The following is a 19,415-nucleotide window of genomic DNA, read 5'->3' as shown; positions in this document are numbered from 1 at the left end:
TGCGCTGACTCGGCTGGACCTGCGCTGACTCGCGCCAAGGGTGCAGGCCCGGACGCCGAAGGCCGGTGGAGGGGTGCCGCGCGTCGTCGTCAGACCGGGAGTGGAGGGCCCCCTGGGGCCCGTGAACGCGACGACGCGCGGCACCCCTCCACCGGCCGGACCGACACCCACACCGGACCTGACACCGAGCGGAAAGCTGACCGACGCCAGCTCGAAGCCGGCGTCGGTCAGCACACGCTCGTCAGGCGCAGGCCTCGACCGCCGACCAGGCACCCCAGACGGAGGCACCCGGCTCCTGGCGGAGCGTCCACCACAGGGCGCGGTGGTTGAGGCCGTCGAAGGAGACGATCTCTCCGCCGGTGTAGACGGTCCGCGGGTCCCAGGCGGGGGCGCACTCGGCGACGGCGGGGGCGGCGTCGGCGGGGCCGACCTCCGCCCACGGCCCGTAGCCGGGGGCACCGGGCTCCTGGTTGCGGGTCCACCAGCGGGCCTCGTAGACGACGCCGTCGTGCTGGACGACGTCGCCACGCACGTACACGGCGGTGTCGTACCAGGCGGCGGGGCCGGGCTCGCCGGCGGAGACCTCGGGCAGGACGTCGATGACGGTCGGGTCCTCGACGGGCACGAAGCGTGCGCCCGTGTCGGCCGGTGCGGCGTCGGTCAGCTCGTAGAGCCCGTGCATCTCGACGGATCCGTCGGCGGCGATCTCGGGGCGCAGGGTCTCGTCGGTGGAGACGAACCAGGAGGCGTCGACGTCGGTCCCGGCGCCGAGGTGCCAGTGGTTCGACGGGTCGGTCAGCAGGGAGGTGTCGGCCTGCTGGAGGTCGAGCAGGTCGACGGTGGGGTTCTGCCAGGAGATGACGCCGGTCGCCTCGTACGCCGTGGTGGCGGCGTTGGTCTCGAGGCGGACGCCGCGGTCGTTGCTGACGGTGGTGACGTCGCGCAGCCGGACGTCGGGCCCGGAGTTCGACGTGACGCCGGTGCCGAGGTTGCCATAGCTGAGCGAGTTGCGCAGCAGGTGGTCGCCCGGCATGGACTCGCCGCCGAGCTTGAACCCGTTGCCCTCGCCCGTCTTGCTCGGGTCGGCCTCGAGGAACCCGTTGGCGTACGCGACGGAGTCCTCGACGATCACGGTGCCGATGGGTCCGGTGGTCGACTTGGCGTAGAGGTCCCAGCCGTCGTCGATGTTGTGGTGGGCGATGTTGTGCCGCAGCACGTTGCCCTCGCCGACGGTGAGCTTGACGCCGAACCCGTCCGCGTCGTTGCCGCCCGGGTCGGCGTTGTTGTGCGACTCGGAGGACACGACGAGGTTGTGCGACGGCCACATCGACGGCGGCTCGGCGCTGCGGCCGGAGATCTGGATGCCGGTGTCGGCGTTGTGGTGCGACTCGACGCGTTCGACGACGTTGTGGTTGCCCTCGATGAGCATCGGCTTGGCCTTGTCGCGCGACCCGGTGATCTCCAGGTCGTAGACGTGCCACCAGTCGCCGCGGAGCACGAGTCCGCCGTCGGGCGAACCGGCGAGGTCGAGGGTCGCGCGGGCCCCCGGCTCGGACATGAGCGTGATGGGCGCGTCGGGCGTGCCGTCGCGGCCGCGCTCGACGACGACCTTGCGGTCGAGGGCGTAGTCGCCGCCGGCGAGCACGATCTGCTGGCCGGGCTGGGCGAAGCCCACGGCGGTGTGCAGGTCGAGCGGGTCGGCGGTGGTGCCGGCGCCGTCGGGGGTGCCGTCGGGCGCGACCCGGAGGGACTGGCCGGGCTCGCCGTACGCCTTCACCGTGATGGTGAGCGGCACGTCGACCGGGTCGGTGGACTCGATCTCCTCCCGCTCGCCGAGGTGCGGCTGCTCGGCGTCCGGGAGGAGCCGCGCGGTGAGCTCGTTGACGCCGTCGGCCAGCTCCACGGTGGCGAGCGCCCGCTCGCCGGGAGCGAGCGCGACGCCGTCGACGACGACGTCACCGGCGGCGTCGAGGATCTGCCCGGTGCCGTACATGTTCGCGACGAGGGGGATGTCGAGGCTGTCGTGCGGCGTCGTCGAGGTGATGTCGACGCCGAGGGTCGCCGGGACGTACTCGGTCGGCGGCTCCTGGGCGGCCTCGTCGTCGGCCGGCAGGATCGTGGTGAGCTCCCAGTCGGAGACCGTCACCATGATCTTGCGGGCGACGGCCATGCCGACGTAGAGGCGCTCGCCGTCCTGCTGGAGCAGCATGTCGGGGTCGTACTGGATGACCTCGACGTCCCCGCCGTCGGCGGCGTCACGCAGCCAGGTCGCGTGGTAGCCGGTGTTCGACTTGCGCAGGCTGAGCGTGAACACGTCGCCGGTGGCGAACTTGGGGCCGGTCGCGACGTCGGAGCGCCACGTCTCGTCGAAGACGACCGAGTCGGAGGAGTCGCGCGCCCCGGCGGTGTTGTCGGTCGGTGCGCCGGTGTACCCGTGCACGAACCGCGCGCCGGGGGTGCCGTCGCTCACGGTGCCGGTGCCCTCGCCGTAGCGGGTGATGAGGGCGCCCGCGGAGTTCATGTAGCGGGCGGCGGAGACGCCGGGGGTGAGGGTGTCGACGGCGAGCACGCCGAAGCCGGACTGGTTGTCCTTCGCGGCGGCGTCGTCCACGGTGAACGTCGCGGTGAGCGTGAAGTTCTCCGTCTCGGGGTCGATCTCCGTGTAGTGGTATTGGAACCCGTCCTCGGAGGAGGCGAGCTTGGTCGAGCTGGCGCGCGCGTCGAACGTGATGGTGCCGTCGGCGTTCTCGACGATCGACCCGCCGGAGTTCGCGTTGGAGCCGATGTCGGCGGACTGCCAGCGCTCGACGGCGGCGGCCACGGTGACCTCGGTCGGCTCGCCCGCGGTGGAGTCGGTGCCGCGGTGGGCGACGACGCGCACCTGGTAGACGCCGCCCGGCGTGAGGCCGGCGACGTCCGCGGTGGTGCCGGTGACGCCGGTGACGGCGTCCGTGAAGTCGCCACCCTGGGCGGTCTGCACCGAGTAGGTCTCGGCCTCGGCGACGGCGCCCCAGTCGACGGTGACGGTGGCCTGGCCGCCGCTCACGCCGGAGGTCAGCGCCCCGGTCACGGCGGGCGCACCGAGGGGCAGCCGGAACGCGGGGGCGGCCACGGGCTCGGAGACGAGGCCGTCGGCTTCCCCGGAGCGGGTGAGCTCGACCTGCACGGTGTAGGTGCCGGACGACGGCGGGGACAGCGCGATCGTGCCGGAGGTGCCGTCGGTCGCGGTGAACGCGCGGTCCACCTCGGCGCCCGCGGCGTCCGTGAGGACGGCGTGCGCGACGTCGGCGCCGTCCTCGCCGAGCAGACCCGTGTAGTGCACGAGCAGGCTCGACGGGTCGGCCGGGTCGACCTCGACGGCGTCCACGACGGGTGCGGCGACGTCGGTCCACGGGGCGCGCTGCGGCGCGGAGCCGTCGCTGATCTCGGCGTAGTAGAGGTTGACGCCCGAGCTCGGGGACGCGATCCAGTACGTCCCGGCGGCCGGGATGTCGAGGGTCTCGGTGGTGATGGTGCGGCTGCCGTCGTCGGCGAGCGCCGGCGCGGTGTCCAGCGGCGTCCACGCGGCGTCGTAGAGCGCGAGCGCGCGGTCGGCGGTGCCGCTGCCGCTGCGGGCGTGGACGATCACCTCGCCGGGGCCCTCGGCGGTGAGCTGCAGGGAGCGCTGGGCGGCGTCGCCGGAGCCGTTGAGCTTGACGCGCTGGGTGTAGACGTCGCCGCGGTCGGAGGTGCGGTCCGACGCGTCGACGGTCACGCCCTTGGCGGCGGTGGCCTTGACGGTGAAGTCCCCCACCACGAGGTCCGCGGTGATGTTGCCGGGGGTGAGGTCGTTCGCGTCGAAGGCGCCCGCCGGTCCGACGGCGGACGCGGTGACCGCGGGGGTGAGGGTGAGCGCCGCGGCGGCCAGGGCTGCCAGCGACGTGCGGAGGGTCCGCCCGATCGGTGTCATGGATCTCCTCGTCGAGATGCGCGTCGTTCTGCGGTGATCGACGCGAGAAACCGGTTTCTCGTAAGGTAACCGCTTGCCCAACGGTTCGTCAAGGGTGCAATCTCCGCCGAGCGTCTCTGAATGTCGGCCATACGGCGGCGGATCCCGACTTTCAGAGACGCTCGGCGGAGACCATCACGATGATCAGCGCACCACCACGGACACCTTCGCCGACGACGGCCGCAGGTGCGCCACCGACGACCCCGCGTACCTCACGACCCACGTCCCCGACTTGCGCACGGCGAACGTCTGCCGGAACCGCCCGTCGGCACCCACCGTGTCGGAACCCTTGAGCACCGGGCCACGGGAGCCCTTCGGGTCGAAGTAGATCTTGACCTTCTCCCCGGCGGCACCGCGCCAGCCCCCGTAGTTCCACCGGTCCAGCTGCGACGGCATGCGCAGCCTGCCGGACACGACGACCCGCTCACCCTGGCGGACCGACGTGTCGCTCACCCGCACGTTCGTCCGCGTCGCCTTGCTGACACGGAAGCTCCCGGCCCGCGCGGTCGGGAAGTAGGTGAACGACGTCCCGGACGTCGTGCGGACCTCCGGGTCCGCCCAGACCTCGACGTCGTAGACCCCGGCAGGTTCGTCCGGCCCCAGGTACAGGTGTGCGTACACCTTGTTCGGGCCGTCCTTGCGCACCGTGGAGCAGCCCCCCTCGTAGCGGCCGATCCGGCTCGACGCACAGACGTACGTCGTCCCGTGCTCCAGCCGACCGGGACCGGAGGCGGACCACTCGACGTCGACACGGGTCTTCGTCGACGCGCCCTTGACGACCACGTCCCGCGTGCGGACCTTCATCGTGACCCTCGTGCCGTCCGTGGTCCGGCTGCGCGAGAACCAGTGGTCGACGGCCGGTTCCTTCGCTCCCGTCGGCCGTGCCCACGACGGCGCCTGCTGTGCGCTCCCCCGGTAGGAGGCGACCCACCGTCCCTTGCCCCGATCCCGGAGGACCTTGCGGAATCGGCCGTCGCCGTCGGTGCGGACGGTCGTCACATACCGTGCCCCGGCCTTGCCCTTCGGGTCGAACGACAGTCGCACCGCGGCCCCCGCGACGGGTCGTCGAGCGATCGCCGTCCGATGCTCGACGTCCTGCCATCGCGTCAGGCGCCCGGTGACGACGGCCTTCCCGCCCGATCGCTTCGCCGACGCCGACGCCTGGGTGGCTCGTCGCACCTGGAACGAGACGGCGTTCTCGCGGAAGAAGACGTAGTCCTGGCCGTCCACCGTCGTCCGCAGCTCCACGGTGGCGGCGTAGGTCCCGGGCCGGTCCCCGGCGGACAGCACGAAGTCGGCGTAGGCGCGACGCTCCGACGTCTTGACGAGGTAGGCGATCCCGAGCGAGCTGATGCCTGGACCGTCGACGGAAACCACGCTCTTGCCGCTGCCGTCGAGCGACAGGCGTTCGCGCGGGTGGTCGAACGTGAACCACATCCGGGCCACCTTCGGCGACGGCCCCACGACGACGTCGGCCATCGACACGGTGACGTCGAGGTCGACCTGCTTGAGCGTGAACGTCCCGGTCCCCCTGGGAGGGGCCGCCTCTGCCGGCACGAGACCGACGAGGACGAGCGAGAGGGCTGCGAGGAGGACGGTGACCAGGCGAGATGTTCGGCGCACGTCTCGGATGCTCCCAGCCGGTGCCCGAGATGTCGACGAACGTCCGATGAACATCTCGGTGCCCTCCGTCCGCGCGGCGCCGGTGAACGACGTCGTCGGACGGCCGACCGACGTACGCTCGAACGGTGCAGCCCGCCGCCCGACCGCTCGCCCCGACCTACCAGGACCGCCGCTGGGAGCTGCCGCCGGACGCGGTGGTGCACCACGGCACGGTGGACGACGCCGCCCGCGTGCTGGAGGGCCGCACCCTGACCGTGCTGACCGGGGCGGGGGTCTCCACGGACTCGGGCATCCCCGACTACCGCTCCCCCGACTCGCCGCCGCGCAACCCGATGACGTACCAGCAGTTCGTCGGCGACGACGCGTTCCGCCGCCATTACTGGGCGCGCAACCACGTGGGCTGGCAGCACGTGCGCCGCACGCACCCGAACGCCGGGCACCGGGTGCTCGCGGAGCTGGAGGAGCGGGGCGTCGTGCGGGGCGTCATCACGCAGAACGTGGACCTGCTGCACGAGGACGCCGGCTCGCGCACCGTCATCGACCTGCACGGACGCTACGACCGCGTCATCTGCCTCCAGTGCTCGCGCGTCATCTCGCGCGCGCACCTCGCGGAGCGGCTGGACGCGCTCAACCCGGGCTTCGTGGAGTCGGTGCTCCACGGCGGCACGACGGTCGCGGACATCGAGGTGGCGCCCGACGCCGACGCCGTCATCGAGCGGACGTCGCACTTCCGGCCCGCGGACTGTGAGTTCTGCGGCGGGGTGCTCAAGCCGGAGATCGTCTACTTCGGGGAGAACGTGCCGCGCGAGCGGGTGCGGCGGGCCTTCGACCTGGTCGACTCGGCCGACGCACTGCTCGTGGCGGGTACGAGCCTCACCGTGATGAGCGGGCTGCGGTTCGTGCGGCACGCGGCGAAGGCCGGGATGCCGGTCGTCATCGTCAACCGGGGCGAGACCCGTGGCGACCCGCTCGCGACCGTCAAGGTCGACGCCGGGGTGACCCCGACCCTCACCGCGCTGGCCGCACGGCTCTGACCCGGCGGCGACGCACCTCCTCACGCATCACGCGCCGATGGCAGAGGATTCACGGCGCCGCTCCTCACGCCACCGCGGAACCTCACCCATCGGTCGCCGACGGCGGAGAAGGTGCAGCACCCGTCGGGACCGGTCGCCCTAGGGTGGCCACCATGAACGACGTCGTCGTGGTGGGCTCCGGCCCGAACGGGCTGTCAGCAGCGGTGACGCTCGCCCGGGTCGGGCTGTCGGTCACCGTCCTGGAGGCGCAGCCCACGCCGGGCGGGGGTGCGCGCACGCTGGACCTCGGCCTGGCGGACGGCGTGGTGCACGACGTCTGCTCCGCCGTCCACCCGATGGCGTGGGCGTCGCCGTTCTTCCGCGCGTTCGACCTGCCCGCGCACGGCGTGGAGCTGCTGACGCCGGAGGTGTCGTACGCGCAGCCGCTGCCCGGTGGTCGTGCCGGGATCGCCTACCGGGACCTGGACCGCACGCTGGGCCGGCTCGGCGTCGACGGCCCGGCCTGGCGACGCCTGCTGGGCCCCCTCGCCGCCCGGTGGGACGCGGTCGTCGGCGTCGCGATGGGCGACAAGCGCTCGCTCCCGCCCGGGGCGGACGACGTCGGCGGCCTGGTCACGGCCGCCCGGTTCGGGGCCGGGCTGCTGGAGCAGGGCACCCGCGCGTGGGGCTCCCGGTTCCGGACGGCGGAGGCCGCCGCCCTGCTGACCGGCGTCGGCGCGCACGCCATCACCCCGCTGCCCTCCCTCGCCGCCGCGGGGACCGCGCTGCTGCTCGCCACGCTCGGGCACGCCGGGGCGGGCTGGCCGATCCCCCGCGGCGGCTCCGGCGCGATCACGGCGGCGCTGCTCGCGGACCTGGCGGCGCACGGCGGCACGGTCGTCACGGACCACCCGGTGCGCACGCGCGCCGACCTGCCCCCGGCGCGCGCGTACCTGTTCGACACGGACCCGGCCACGCTGGTGCGCGTCCTCGGGGCGGTCCTGCGCCCCGCACGACGCCGGGCGCTGACGGCGTTCCCCCGCGGCAACGCCGCCGCGAAGGTCGACCTCGTGCTGTCGGGCCCGGTGCCGTGGACGGACCCGGAGGTCGGCCTCGCCGGGACGGTGCACGTGGGCGGCACCCGCACCGAGATGGTGGGCGCCGAGGGGGCCGTCGCGGCGGGCCGGCACGCCGAGACGCCGATGTGCCTGGTGAGCGACCCCGCCGTCGTCGACACCACCCGGGAGGTGCGCGGCCTGCGCCCGCTGTGGGCGTACGCGCACGTCCCGGCGGGCTCCACCCGGGACGTCACGCAGGACGTGCTGGGCCGGCTCGAACGGTTCGCGCCCGGGGTGCGGGACGTCGTCGTGGCGAGCCGCTGCACGCCCGCCGCCGAGATGGCCCACCACAACCCGAGCCTCGTCGGCGGGGACATCGCCGGCGGCTCGCCGGACCTGTGGCGGATGATCGCCCGGCCGACGCCGACCGCGAACCCCTACCGCCAGGCCGGGGGCGTCTTCCTGTGCTCGGCCTCCACGCCGCCCGGCCCGGGCGTGCACGGCATGGCCGGCCACCACGCGGCCCGGCGCGCGGCCCGCGATGTGTTCGGCCTGCGCCTGCCCACCCTGTGAGCAGCACGGCGCCGACGAGCGGGTGGTCGTCGGCGCCGCGGGACGGCCGGTCAGGGGGCCAGGTAGGCGACGTCCCCGTTGGCGCTGCGGATCTCCACCGTGCGGGTCGCGGCCGGGTCGGTCGGACCCTCGATGATCTCGTCGCCGTTGGACGTGTCGAGGGTGAGCCGCACGGGCTCCCCGTCGCCGACGACGGTCACGTCACCGTTCGAGGTCCGGGCGAGCACGTCCCCCGCGACCCCGGCGACGTCGACGCGGCCGTTGCTGGAACGCACGTCCGCCGACCCGCCGACGTCGGACGCCTCGGCCCGGCCGTTCGACGTCTGCGCGGTGAGGTCGCCGGTCACGCCGGAGACGTCGATGCTGCCGTTGGAGGTCCGCACGTCGGCGTCGCCGGTGACGGAGCGCACCTCGACGTCCCCGTTGGACGACCGGGCGACCAGGTCACCGCCGACGCCGTCGGCCTGCACCTCGCCGTTGGAGGTCTGCACGTCCACGGACCCGACGGGACCCGCGGCGATCACGTCGCCGTTCGACGTCCGCACCACGACCTCGGTCCCGGCGGGCACGACGGCGTTCAGCCCGCCGGAGCACGACCACGACACCAGCCCGGCCCAGGCGGGGCACTCGTTCGTGACGACGAGGCCGTCGGAGCCGATCTCCTGCGCCGAGTACTCCGGGGTGACGAGGCCGCCCCGGGAGACCGCCTCCACCTCGACACCGGTGGCGTCGTCGGCGGCGCGGACGGTCACCTCGCCGTCGGCCACGAGCTCGACCCGCGCGACGGCGTCGTACGACTCCTGGGCACGGGTGGTGTCGTTCAGGGCGAGGTCCACGAGGTGCACGCCGCCCCAGACGGCCGCGAGCGCCCCGAACGTCACGCCGACGACGAGCAGCACCCGGCCGACGGCGCTGCGGGGACGGGCGGGTTCGCCTCCGGCCGGGCCGGGAGGGTCGGCAGGGGGCACAGCACCCGCCGGGCTGAGGTCTCGGGTCTCGGTCATCGCAGGTCTCCGTTCAGGTCGAGCCAGCGGAGCACCGCGAGCACGCGCCGGTGGGTGTCGGCGTCGGGCGGCAGCCCCAGCTTGGTGAGGATGTTGGTCACGTGCTTCTCGACGGCGGGCAGGCCGACGACGAGCCGCTCCGCGATCGCGGCGTTGGACAGTCCTTCGGCGATGAGCGCGAGGACCTCGCGCTCGCGCCGGGTGAGGTCCCCGAGGTCGCTGCGCGACCGGGCGAGGACCTGGGAGACGACCTCCGGGTCGAGGACGGTGCCGCCGGAGGCGACCCGCTCGACCGCGCCGAGGAACTCGTCGACGTCGGCCACGCGGTCCTTGAGCACGTAGCCCAGGCCGCGGGTGCCGGCGGCGAACAGCTCGGCGGCGTACCGCTGCTCGACGTACTGGGACAGCACGAGGACGGGCAGGTCGGGGTGCAGCGAGCGCAGGTGGACGGCGGCGCGCAGGCCCTCGTCGGTGTGCGACGGCGGCATCCGCACGTCGGTGACGAGCAGGTCCGGCAGCATGTCGGCGGAGCGGGTCAGCGCGGCCACCATCTCCTCGGCGGTGCGGAACGTGGCCACGCCGTGGCCCTCCGCACGCAGCAGCCGGGCGAGCCCGTCGAGCAGGAGGACGGAGTCCTCCGCGATCACGATGCGCACGGCACCTCCACGGTCAGTCGGGTGCCAGCGCCGGTCGGGCTGGTCAGGTCGAAGGTGCCGTCGAGGGCGGCGACGCGTCCGCGCAGGCCGGCCAGGCCGCTGCCGGGGGCCGGCTCGGCGCCGCCGTGGCCGTCGTCGGCGACCTCGACGCGCAGCCGCCCGCCCCGGTCGTCCTCGACGACGGCGGCGCGCACGACGGCGCTGCCCGCGTCGGCGTGGCGGGCGACGTTCGTCAGCGCTTCGGCGACGACGAAGTAGGCGGCGGCCTGCGCCGTCGTGCCGGCGCGTTCCAGGCCGGTGCCCGCCTCGACCCGGACGGGGACGGGGCTGCGGGCGGCGAGCGCCGACAGGGCGGCGTCGAGGCCGCGGTCGGCGAGCACGGCGGGGTGGATGCCGCGCACGAGGTCGCGCAGCTCGGCGAGGGACTCCTTGACCTCGCCGTGCGCGTGCTCCAGGGCGGCGACGGCGGTGGACGGGTCGCGCTCCGCCTCGCGGCGGGCCGTGCCGAGGGTGACGCCGAGGGCGACGAGCCGCTGCTGGACGCCGTCGTGCAGGTCCCGCTCGATGCGGCGGCGCTCGGCGTCGGCGGCCTCGAGGGCGGCGGCCCGGGTCTCGGTGAGGACGTCGGCGCGCGCGGTGGCGGTGGCGGCGGCGGACTCGGCGGCGCGAGCCTGGTGCTCGGCGGCCTGCTGGGCGGCTCGGGCCTCGGCGTCGAGGGGCGGCCCGAGCAGGGCGCGAGCGAGCAGGAGGGTGACGAGGCTGCCGAGCTGGGCGACGACGGCCGCCAGCCAGACGAGCAGCACGGCGGCGGGGATCGCGAGCAGACCGAGGAGGTCGCCGTCGGCGAGCGCCCCTACGCCGAGCACGACGGCGGCCACCGACGCGGCGGACGCGGCGACGACGAGCGTGAACAGCACCTCGTAGAGCAGGAGAGCGACGAGGAGGTAGGCGGCGGCGAGCCAGCTGCGACCGTCGGCCACCTGCGCCCACAGCCACGACCACCAGCCGGGCCGGGCGGGCACGCGACGCGGCGGCGTCCCGACGACGACGCCGGTCTGTGCGGCCAGCCGGGCCCGCTCGACCGCGCCGAACCCGCGGGCCAGCCCCAGCGTGAGCGGGAGCAGGAGCAGGCCGATCCCGAGCGCCGGCACGAGACCCACGGAGGTGACCACGAGGATCCACAGCGGCAGCCCGACGACGAGCAGCCAGAACCAGCCCACCACGATCTGGGCGACGCCGTCGAAGGTCGCCCGTGCCCAGGGGGCGCGCAGCAGACCACGCAGGTCCGTGAGTGCCGGGGCGACGCGGCTCGTCGGAGCAGGGATCGTCATGCCCACGACACTACGGAGCGGCGACGTGCCGCGACATGCGGCACGCCCCCGTCTCCGGGGTAGGGCTCGCCCTACCCCGCCGTGCCGCGGCGGGCGGCGAAGAACTCCTGGAGCACGGCGGCGCACTCGTCCTCGCGGACGCCGCCGACCACCTCGACGGCGTGCAGGGACCGCTGGTCGCGCACCAGGTCCCACACGGAGCCCGTGGCGCCGGCCTTCGGGTCCCAGGCGCCGACGACGAGCCGGTCGACGCGCGCGGCGACGAGCGCGCCCGCGCACATCACGCACGGCTCGAGGGTGACGACGAGGGTGCAGCCCTCCAACCGCCACCGCCCCCAGGATGCCGCGGCCTGGCGCAGTGCCAGGACCTCGGCGTGCGCGGTGGGGTCGCCGGTCTCCTCGCGACGGTTGCGCCCCACACCGAGCAGGCGGCCGTCCGGGGAGACGACGAGGGCGCCCACGGGGACGTCGTCGGACGCCAGCGCGTGCGTCGCCTCGTGCAGGGCCAGGCCCATGAGGTCGTGCCAGACGGCGCGCCGCGCGCTCAACGTGCCGGGCGGGAACGTGCCGTCCGCCCACGGCAGCGCCAGCCCCCGCTCGCCGTCCTGCTGTTCGTCCACGGGCTCAGCGTAGGGAACCGGCACCGGTGCCGCGGAGTCGATGGGGAGAACTCCCCTGTGGAGGACTTGTCCGTCATCTGTACTTTTTCACCCGATGGTGCTGGGATGTCGTAGTTCCCCCTGAGACCCACTGTCGGGTGCTGTGCCGGTGCTCGACCCACCACCGAAGGGAAAGACCCCCACGTGAAGAGGATTCTGGCGACCGTCGCGACCGCGACGCTCGCTCTCGGCGGGCTCGTCGCCACCGCGACGACCGCCGCCGCCCACACCCCGGACGTCGATGCTGTCTGCGGCTCCTTGTCGATCAACCTGACGCAGTACGCCGGCTCGAGCGGCGGGAACACGAACACGGTCACCGTCGTCGTCGACGACGAGACCCGCGTCGAGGAGTCCTTCGGCCGGGAGTTCCGCACCGAGCTCGAGCTGTCCGAGGACGAGGCCCACACGTGGACCGTGTCCGTCGACGCGTGGGACGACGACGACTGGGACTGGAACATGTCGGGCGACCTGGCCGCCTGCGTCGAGCCGGAGCCCACGCCCGAGCCCACGCCGGAGGTCGAGCCGGAGCTGGAGACCGCCTTCTACGTCTACCCGAAGCTGGACTCGACCAAGCCGGCCGCCTGGGAGAACTCGGGCGAGCAGACCCTGATCACCACCCGCGAGGGCGAGGAGTTCTGGGACGAGCTGCCGCAGGAGTACCCCGGTGAGCTGTTCGACGGCACCACCCTGCCGGCGGACGTCTGCGAGGGCTCCTGGGGCGTCCAGCAGGACGTCGTGCGCGTCGATGGTGACTTCTCCTGGGACGAGTTCCAGCACATCACCTACCCCGACGGCCCGCTGTTCGGCGACCGCCTCCAGAAGGCCCGCCACGACGACCTGAGCAACTACCTGGCCGAGTGCGGCGAGGACGCCCCCGAGCCCGTCGCCGTGCCCTCCCCGTCCTTCGTGGAGAGCTGCGACGCCGGGATCACCGTGACGATGCCCGACACGGACCTCGCGACCTACTCCGAGGAGTGGAACGGGGACCGCACCGAGGTGATGGTCACCGCGGCCCTCGCCGAGGGCGTCGAGGTGGCTCCCGAGACCGCCCTGTCGTGGACCTACACGCTCACCGGTGAGGCCTGCGCGAGCGAGCCCGTCGTGGTAACGCCGGACGCCCCGCAGGTGATCGACGAGTGCGGCACCGAGGCCGACGAGCTGGTCCTGCCGGCCGCCGCCGAGGGCCTGACGTACTCCTCGTCCGCCGAGGGCATCGTGGCCACCGCCGCCGCGGGCTACACGCTGGGCGAGCTGCCCGCCGGGTACGCCGCGGTCGACGCGTCCACCGCCGTCTACGCCGTCGACGAGTCCGTCTTCACGGACGAGCCGTGCGCGACCACGCCGGCCGAGGAGCCCACCGAGGAGCCCACCGAGGCCGTCGAGGAGCCCACCGAGGACCGCGCGGGCGCCCAGGAGGTCGCCGTGGACACCGAGGTGGACGACACCGAGGTCGAGGACGCCACGGGTGAGCAGGTCGCCGCGCAGACGACCGAGCTCCCCCGCACGGGTGCGACCGTCGGCATCACCGCCGCCGTGGCCGCCCTGCTCGTCGCCGCCGGCGCCACCCTGTTCGTGGTGCGCCGCCGCGTGTCGCAGCGCTGACCCCTCGACGACGGGCCCGGCGCGGGGACTCCCCCGCACCGGGCCCGTCGTCGTCCCTGCCGGTACGGGCTGTCGTGCGCGACCGGGTGCGGCGGGCGAACCGGAGCCGGACGCGTGTCACACCGCCGGCCCGGGCCTGGCGGCCGGGGGCCCGGTACCGTGGCAGCATGCGCCTGCACGTCGCCGACCACCCGCTGGTCGCCCACAAGCTGTCCGTCCTGCGCGACGAGGCCACGCCGTCGCCGATCTTCCGGCTCCTGGTCGACGAGCTGGTCACCCTCCTGGCGTACGAGGCGACGCGGCACGTCCGCGTCGAGCCGCAGGAGGTCCGCACACCGGTCACCACGACGACGGGCGTGAAGCTGAGCGACCCCAGCCCGATCGTCATCCCCATCCTGCGCGCCGGCCTGGGGATGCTGGACGGCATGACCCGGCTGCTGCCGACCGCCGAGGTCGGGTTCCTCGGCCTGCAGCGCGACGAGAGCACCTTCGAGGCGGTGACGTACGCCAACCGCCTGCCCGACGACCTCACCGGCCGCCAGGTGTTCCTCCTCGACCCGATGCTCGCGACCGGCGCCACGCTCGTCGCCTCGATCGACTACGTGCTCCAGCGTGGTGCCCGCGACGTCACCGCCGTCTGCCTGCTGGCCGCCCCCGAGGGTGTCCAGGTCGTCCAGGACGCCGTGGGTGACCGCGCCGACGTGCAGATCGTCGTCGCCGCCGTCGACGAGCGGCTCAACGAGAAGAAGTACATCGTGCCGGGGCTCGGCGACGCCGGGGACCGCCTCTACGGCGTCGTCTGACCCCGTCCCGGTCTGCGGGCCCGCGGAGCTCCCCGGGCCGCAGCGCCGGTCAGCGGTACTCGCAGAGCCCGATCTTCTCCCACTGGCGCCACTGGCCGTTCCAGCGGCTGCCGTCCTTCCACCACGCCGCGCCCGGACCGTCGGTGGGCGCACCCTCCGGAGCGGAGCCGTCCCAGCCCGCGTACCGGTAGGCGACGCCCTTCCAGGACCGCACGTCACCGGCGGTGTACTGCATGCCCCACGCGATGCCCTCGGCGCACCAGCCGGCCTCGGCGGCCGTGAAGGTCCCCGTGTCCAGGGTGGTGCTCCACCTCCGGGTCGTCACGGTGTACGTGGCGCCGTGCCGGCCGTCGACCCGGGGCGCGGCCACCGTCTCGCTGCCGCCGGCGGCGACCTTCACCGCGCGCTCGAACCCTGCCGGCCCGGTCACCGTGAACGTCACGGGGATGTTGGAACCGGAGTTGTCGAGCACGACCTGGGGCTCGCGCCACGACGTCGCCCAGTCCCCGTAGCGGTCCAGACGCGTCTCGACGTCCGCCAGGCGGGCGGCCGGGGCCACGACCGGGCAGCGTGCGCCGCGGTGGGTCGCCGTGCGGGACACCACCTGCTCGGAACCCTCGACGGTGCGGGCCAGCCGCACCGTCACCTCGCCGCCGCGGGCGTACCAGCGGTCGGTGTCGATGACGAACCGCTGCGCGCCGGACGCGGCGAGCTTCCCCGAGGCGGCGGTCGCCCCGCGCCGCTCCACCGACGCGTCCCACGCCCGGACGCCGCCGTTGGCCACGTCGACGACCACCAGCACCGAGCCGGCCTCGCACTGCGCGGCCGCGGTCACCGTGACGTCGTCGGGCCAGGTGAGCGGGGTCGCGCACGACGCGAACGACACGTCGAGGGTGCGGATCTCGCGACCGTCGGCGAGGACCCGGCCGGACGCCGTGCCCCACGGCACCGACAGCCGGACGGTCTTCGTCACGCCGTCGGCGAGACGAACCCGCTCGGTGCGGTCGCCGACCCGGACCTCGAAGTCCACCGGGAGCGTCGAGGCCGAGTTGTCGAGCAGCACGGTGAAGGTGCGGGTCGACGTCTCCGACGCCGGGTCGTAGGCGCACTCGTCGGCCCCCTGGGCGTCGCCGGCCGCCGGGGCGATCGTCGCGGCCCGGTAGGCGGCGGTCGGCGTGCTCGCCGGTCGCACGCCGCGGGTGGGCTGGTCGCCGTCCCGGTCGGTGCGCCAGCGCACGACGTCGAACGTCACGGAGCCGGCGTCCACCGACCGCTTGTCGGTGGCGACCGAGAGCGTCAGGGTCTCCCCGGCACCGAGCTGCGTGGCGCCCGAGGACGTGCCCGCGGCGTTCATCGTCACCTGCATGGGGTCGTCGTCGCGGTTGACGAGGGTGCCCTCGATCCGCACTGTGCCGCCGTCGTTGACGACCCGGGCGGTGGGGTCCACGTTCCACGGCGGGTCGTAGCACTCCGCGTCCCCGAACCCGGACGTGTCGACCGTGCGGGAGTAGGTGCCGCCGGCGACCGTCGTCGAGAGCCGCCAGGTCCCCGTCCCCGCCGGGACGCGCAGACCGTCGGGGACGACGAGGTTCGCCGACTCCCCCGGCGCCAGAGTCCGCGACGACGCGGAGCTGGACCCGGCGGCGTCGAGGGCGACCGTCAGCGTCCGGGACGTGAGGTTGGTGTACTTGCCCGTCACGACGGCGTCGGCCACACCGATCCCCCCGCCGGCCCGGCACGAGGCCTCCATCGCGCCCGCGCCCGCGACCGCGCCGGCCCAGGCGCGCGCCACGGGGAACGTGGCCGCGTCACGCACGACCGGGCCGTCGCCGGGCAGCTCCGGCACCACCTGGAGGGTGTAGTACCCGGCGCTGGTCGCGCCGTCGGCGACGACCGTCGCCACCCCGGCGAGGCTGGCTCCGGCGTCGAGCTCGGGGCCGGTGCAGCGCCACGACCGGTAGCCGTCGGCGGCGTCGCCCGCGCCCTCGCAGGTGAGCCCCCCGGCGACGGAGTGGGGGGCGAGGCTCGCCGGGACCTTGACGCGCGTGACCCAGCCGGCCGCGGCCGTGAGGTCGCCCGAGTTCCGTACGGTGAAGGTCACGTCGGCGCGGCCCGGGTTGTCGACCGCCGCGACCTGGCCCGCGTCGGCCGTCAGCTCCGGCCCGAAGTACGCCACCTGCGTCTCGGGCAGGGCGGTCGTGCGCTCCTCGAGCCCGTCGGCCCACACACTGGCGCCGAGACCGTAGGTGCCGCCGGAGCTCGCGACCACGGGCACCGTCACGGTCCGCGTCTCGCCCGGGTCGAGCGTGCCGACGCGGCACTGCACGACCTGCGGCTCGACCGTGGCCGTGCACGGCAGGGACGTCGTGTCGATCGGCACCTGCGGTCCCGTCGACGCGCCCGCCGGGGACGACGAGACACCCAGCGCCATCCCGGCCGGGAGCGTCACCCGCAGCTGGGCGTCCGTCGCGGTGCTGCCGCCTGCGTTGCCGACCTGGAGGGCGACGTGGTCGGTGACCCGCGGCTCGATCACGTCGCCCGGGTCGACCAGGGCGACCGTGACGTCCGCCGGCGGGGGCACGACGACGTGGTCGACCGCGTCCGCATCGACGAGCGGAGGCACGTTGACGGGGTTCGTCGGGTCGGCGCTCGGCTCGGGTGCCGGCGAGGCGACCACCTCGGGGAGCTCCTCGGCCTCGGGGCTCGGCCAGGGCGACGCGACGGCGACGGGCGGCAGCTCCGGGAGCGGCGCGGGCTCGCCTCCGCTCATCGCCCCCAGCACGGACACCACGCCGACGGTGGCGGCCGCGACCGCCCCGGTGGACGCGGCGACCGTCACCGCGGACATCCCCGCCGTGCCCGTCGCGACCACCGCCGTGGTCGCGACCGACGTCGCGGTCGAGGCGGTGGCGGCGGTCGCCGCCGTGGTCGCCGCCGTCGCCGCGGCGGTGCCGCTCGCGGCGGCGGAGCCGGCCGCACCGGCGACTCCGGCGCCGGCCGCACCTGCTCCGGCACCTGCGCCCGCACCTGCAGCACCCGCGGCGCCTGCGGCACCCGTTCCTGCGGCACCCGCCCCCGCTCCGGCCGTCGCGGCCGACCCGGTCGCGAGCCCGGCGCCGCCCGACGCCACGCCCGAGCCGACGGACGCACCCGCGCCCGCGACGCCGGCTCCCGTGCCACCGGCACCGGCCGCCGCGACGCCGGCCAGCCCGGCACCCGTCACCGCACCGAGTGGGAGCGCACCCATCAGGGCGAGCCCGGCAACGCCCAGCACGAGGGGTGCGATGACCACCCGCATGCCGTGGGCGACGTCGCCCAGCTCGAGGACGAGCATCCGGCAGTCGTCGCAGCCGCCCAGGTGGCCGTCGACCTTGGCGACCTCCCGCTGCGACAGGCTGCCGCGCACGTACCCGCCGAGCATCGGGTTGACCACCCGGCACGAGTCCGCGGGCACCGCCGTGAGGTGCTCCTGCAGGTAGCCGACGCGCAGCCCCTCCCGGGCGCGGTACGCCAGCGCGGACACGCCGTTGGGCGTCAGGCCGAGGATCGGCGCGACGTCGGCCGGCGACAGGCGCTCGACCTCCGTGTACCAGAGGACGGCCTGCCAGCGCTCCGGCAACCGTTCGTAGGCGCGCGCCACGACCGAGCTCTCGAAGCCGGCGAGCGCCGGGTCCTCCGACGATCCGGACGGTCCGAGCGCCAGCTCGAACGTGCCGTCGTCGGCGGTGGGTCGGGTGCGGTGCGCACCGGCGGCGAGGTCCGCGGCGAGACGGCGGACGACGGTGAACAGGTAGGCGCGGAAGTGCGTGTCCGGGCCGCTGCCCTGACGCAGGACGCCGAGCACGCGCTGGAAGGCGTCGGCCACGACGTCGTCCGCGTCGGCCTGGCTGCGCACGTACTGGCGGGCGAGGATCCGGGCCGCGGAGGCGTGGCGCTCGTACAGCGCGCCGTAGGCGTCGAGGCTGCCTCCGCGCACCTCAAGGATCAGCTCGCCGTCACTGGGAGCTGTACCGTCCGATCCCACGAACACGTCGGTCACGTCGGCCCCGCTTCGTCCCACTCTCGGAAAAGCCCGGGCCGCGTCGGGCACGGGTCAGCGTTACTCTACGGGGAGCGCCCCAAGCCGGAACAGGGCGCGGGCGGGTGAAACACCCTTGGCACGTTTTCACCCGCCGAAACCGCGTCATGAACGTGGCAGAGGGAGGTCTCTCCAGCATGACCATGCCGACCGGCGGCGCATGGGCCGTCGACACGCGCGAGCGCTGGCGCACCGCGAGCCTCACCGACGTCTGGCTCCGCCCGGGTGACTGGTACCACCCGGCGGTGGACGCCGTCGTCGAGGCTGTCGCGGACGGCCGCTCCCCCGAGGCGCCCGCGCACCGGCTCGGCGTCGCGCGCTCGTCGGCCGGCATCGGTCTGGACGAGACCCTCGAGGACGTCGCCTGCCTCTACCGCGCCGTCGGAGCGCCCGTCGACGTCGACGTCGTGCGCGGCGCGGCGCTCGGCTGGGTCCAGGGCCGCGAGCGGGAACCCACGCTGTCCGGCGTCCGCGACCCCGCCACCGGGCTGCCGACGGTCGACTACCTCGGCGAGCGTCTGCGGGAGACCTACGGGCGCGCCACCGGTGCTGCGCTGCCCGTGTCCGAGACCCACTGCCTCGTCGTCGTCGACGTCGCCGTCGACGACCTCGACGCCTGGCAGCGCATGGCCCGCGCCGCCTCCGTCGGCCGCACCCTCGACCAGGTGTTCGGCAGCGGGCACCCCATGGCCTCGCTGAGCGACGGCGTCTTCGCCGTCCTGTGCGAGCGTTCGCCCGACGTCGCCCGGCTGTCCCAGTCCGTCCGGCGCATCATCGAGCGCAACGCGCAGATCCTCGGCGTCGCCGGCACCCTGCGCCGCCCGGTGCGGGTCTGGTTGGAGCGGCTACCGTCGTCGCACGCGGCGGCCGTGGACCTGCTCCAGCACCTGCGCCGCTGACTCCACCCGCCGCGCTGCACCACCTCACGCATCCACCTGTCACGCGGGAGGTGCGACGGCGCGGCCACGCCCCGCGCTGCACCACCTCACGCATCAGACCGTGACGCCGGAGGAACGACGGCGCCGGG

At 74.6% G+C, this 19,415-nt stretch carries 12 protein-coding genes; 5 read left to right on the top strand and 7 right to left on the bottom strand.

The features are described from left to right. Positions 1-241: 241 nt before the first annotated feature. Together I598_RS14160 and I598_RS14155 are read right to left on the bottom strand one after the other, a co-directional pair. Complete coding sequence (locus tag I598_RS14160; protein WP_068203512.1) at positions 242-3,949, bottom strand: carbohydrate-binding protein; 3,708 nt, start codon at positions 3,947-3,949, stop codon at positions 242-244. Positions 3,950-4,132: 183 nt separating this feature from the next. Beyond that, positions 4,133-5,611: a hypothetical protein gene (locus tag I598_RS14155; protein WP_068203510.1), complete on the bottom strand. Its 1,479-nt coding sequence runs from the start codon at positions 5,609-5,611 to the stop codon at positions 4,133-4,135. A 179-nt stretch (positions 5,612-5,790) separates the two neighbouring features. Between I598_RS14155 and I598_RS14150 the strand changes: the two genes are divergently transcribed. Then, the gene (locus tag I598_RS14150) at positions 5,791-6,645 is read left to right on the top strand and encodes an NAD-dependent protein deacetylase (protein WP_068205314.1); all 855 of its coding nucleotides are present in this window, start codon (positions 5,791-5,793) and stop codon (positions 6,643-6,645) included. 152 nt (positions 6,646-6,797) lie between these two features. Continuing rightward, positions 6,798-8,255, top strand: a complete 1,458-nt coding sequence (locus I598_RS14145; RefSeq protein WP_068205313.1) for a phytoene desaturase family protein — start codon at positions 6,798-6,800, stop codon at positions 8,253-8,255. A gap of 50 nt (positions 8,256-8,305) precedes the next feature. Here the strand turns inward: I598_RS14145 and I598_RS14140 are convergent, their stop codons facing one another. The 4 genes from I598_RS14140 to I598_RS14125 form a co-directional block, all read right to left on the bottom strand. Further along, positions 8,306-9,259, bottom strand: coding sequence for a DUF4097 family beta strand repeat-containing protein (locus tag I598_RS14140; RefSeq protein WP_157557248.1), 954 nt, complete (start codon positions 9,257-9,259; stop codon positions 8,306-8,308). Then, positions 9,256-9,915 (bottom strand): response regulator transcription factor, encoded by a 660-nt coding sequence (locus I598_RS14135; protein ID WP_068203506.1) that lies wholly within the window; start codon positions 9,913-9,915, stop codon positions 9,256-9,258. Before I598_RS14135 ends, I598_RS14140 begins: the two co-directional genes overlap by 4 nt. After that, positions 9,903-11,246 carry a sensor histidine kinase gene (locus tag I598_RS14130; RefSeq protein WP_068203504.1) on the bottom strand — a complete coding sequence of 448 codons (1,344 nt, stop codon included), beginning with the start codon at positions 11,244-11,246 and terminating at the stop codon, positions 9,903-9,905. The genes I598_RS14135 and I598_RS14130 overlap by 13 nt, the downstream gene beginning before the upstream one ends. Before the next feature lie 71 nt (positions 11,247-11,317). Then, positions 11,318-11,761 carry a nucleoside deaminase gene (locus I598_RS14125; protein WP_068205312.1) on the bottom strand — a complete coding sequence of 148 codons (444 nt, stop codon included), beginning with the start codon at positions 11,759-11,761 and terminating at the stop codon, positions 11,318-11,320. Between the two features lie 288 nt (positions 11,762-12,049). On the opposite strand from I598_RS14125, the gene I598_RS14120 reads away from it, so the two are divergent. After that, entirely contained in the window at positions 12,050-13,507 is a 1,458-nt protein-coding gene (locus I598_RS14120) for an LPXTG cell wall anchor domain-containing protein (protein ID WP_068203502.1), read from the top strand. A gap of 167 nt (positions 13,508-13,674) precedes the next feature. After that, positions 13,675-14,310, top strand: a complete 636-nt coding sequence (upp, locus tag I598_RS14115; protein ID WP_068203501.1) for a uracil phosphoribosyltransferase — start codon at positions 13,675-13,677, stop codon at positions 14,308-14,310. A gap of 49 nt (positions 14,311-14,359) precedes the next feature. Here the strand turns inward: upp and I598_RS14110 are convergent, their stop codons facing one another. Beyond that, the gene (locus I598_RS14110; RefSeq protein WP_198155699.1) at positions 14,360-18,349 is read right to left on the bottom strand and encodes a sigma-70 family RNA polymerase sigma factor; all 3,990 of its coding nucleotides are present in this window, start codon (positions 18,347-18,349) and stop codon (positions 14,360-14,362) included. Positions 18,350-18,525: 176 nt separating this feature from the next. Between I598_RS14110 and I598_RS14105 the strand changes: the two genes are divergently transcribed. Next, entirely contained in the window at positions 18,526-19,287 is a 762-nt protein-coding gene (locus I598_RS14105) for a hypothetical protein (RefSeq protein WP_068203499.1), read from the top strand. The last annotated feature ends 128 nt before the right edge of the window (positions 19,288-19,415 follow it).

The sequence above is a fragment of the Isoptericola dokdonensis DS-3 genome (assembly GCF_001636295.1).
GTDB lineage: Bacteria > Actinomycetota > Actinomycetes > Actinomycetales > Cellulomonadaceae > Isoptericola > Isoptericola dokdonensis.
Note: the sequence above shows the minus strand (reverse complement) of the source record. Positions and strands in the feature narration are given on the sequence as shown.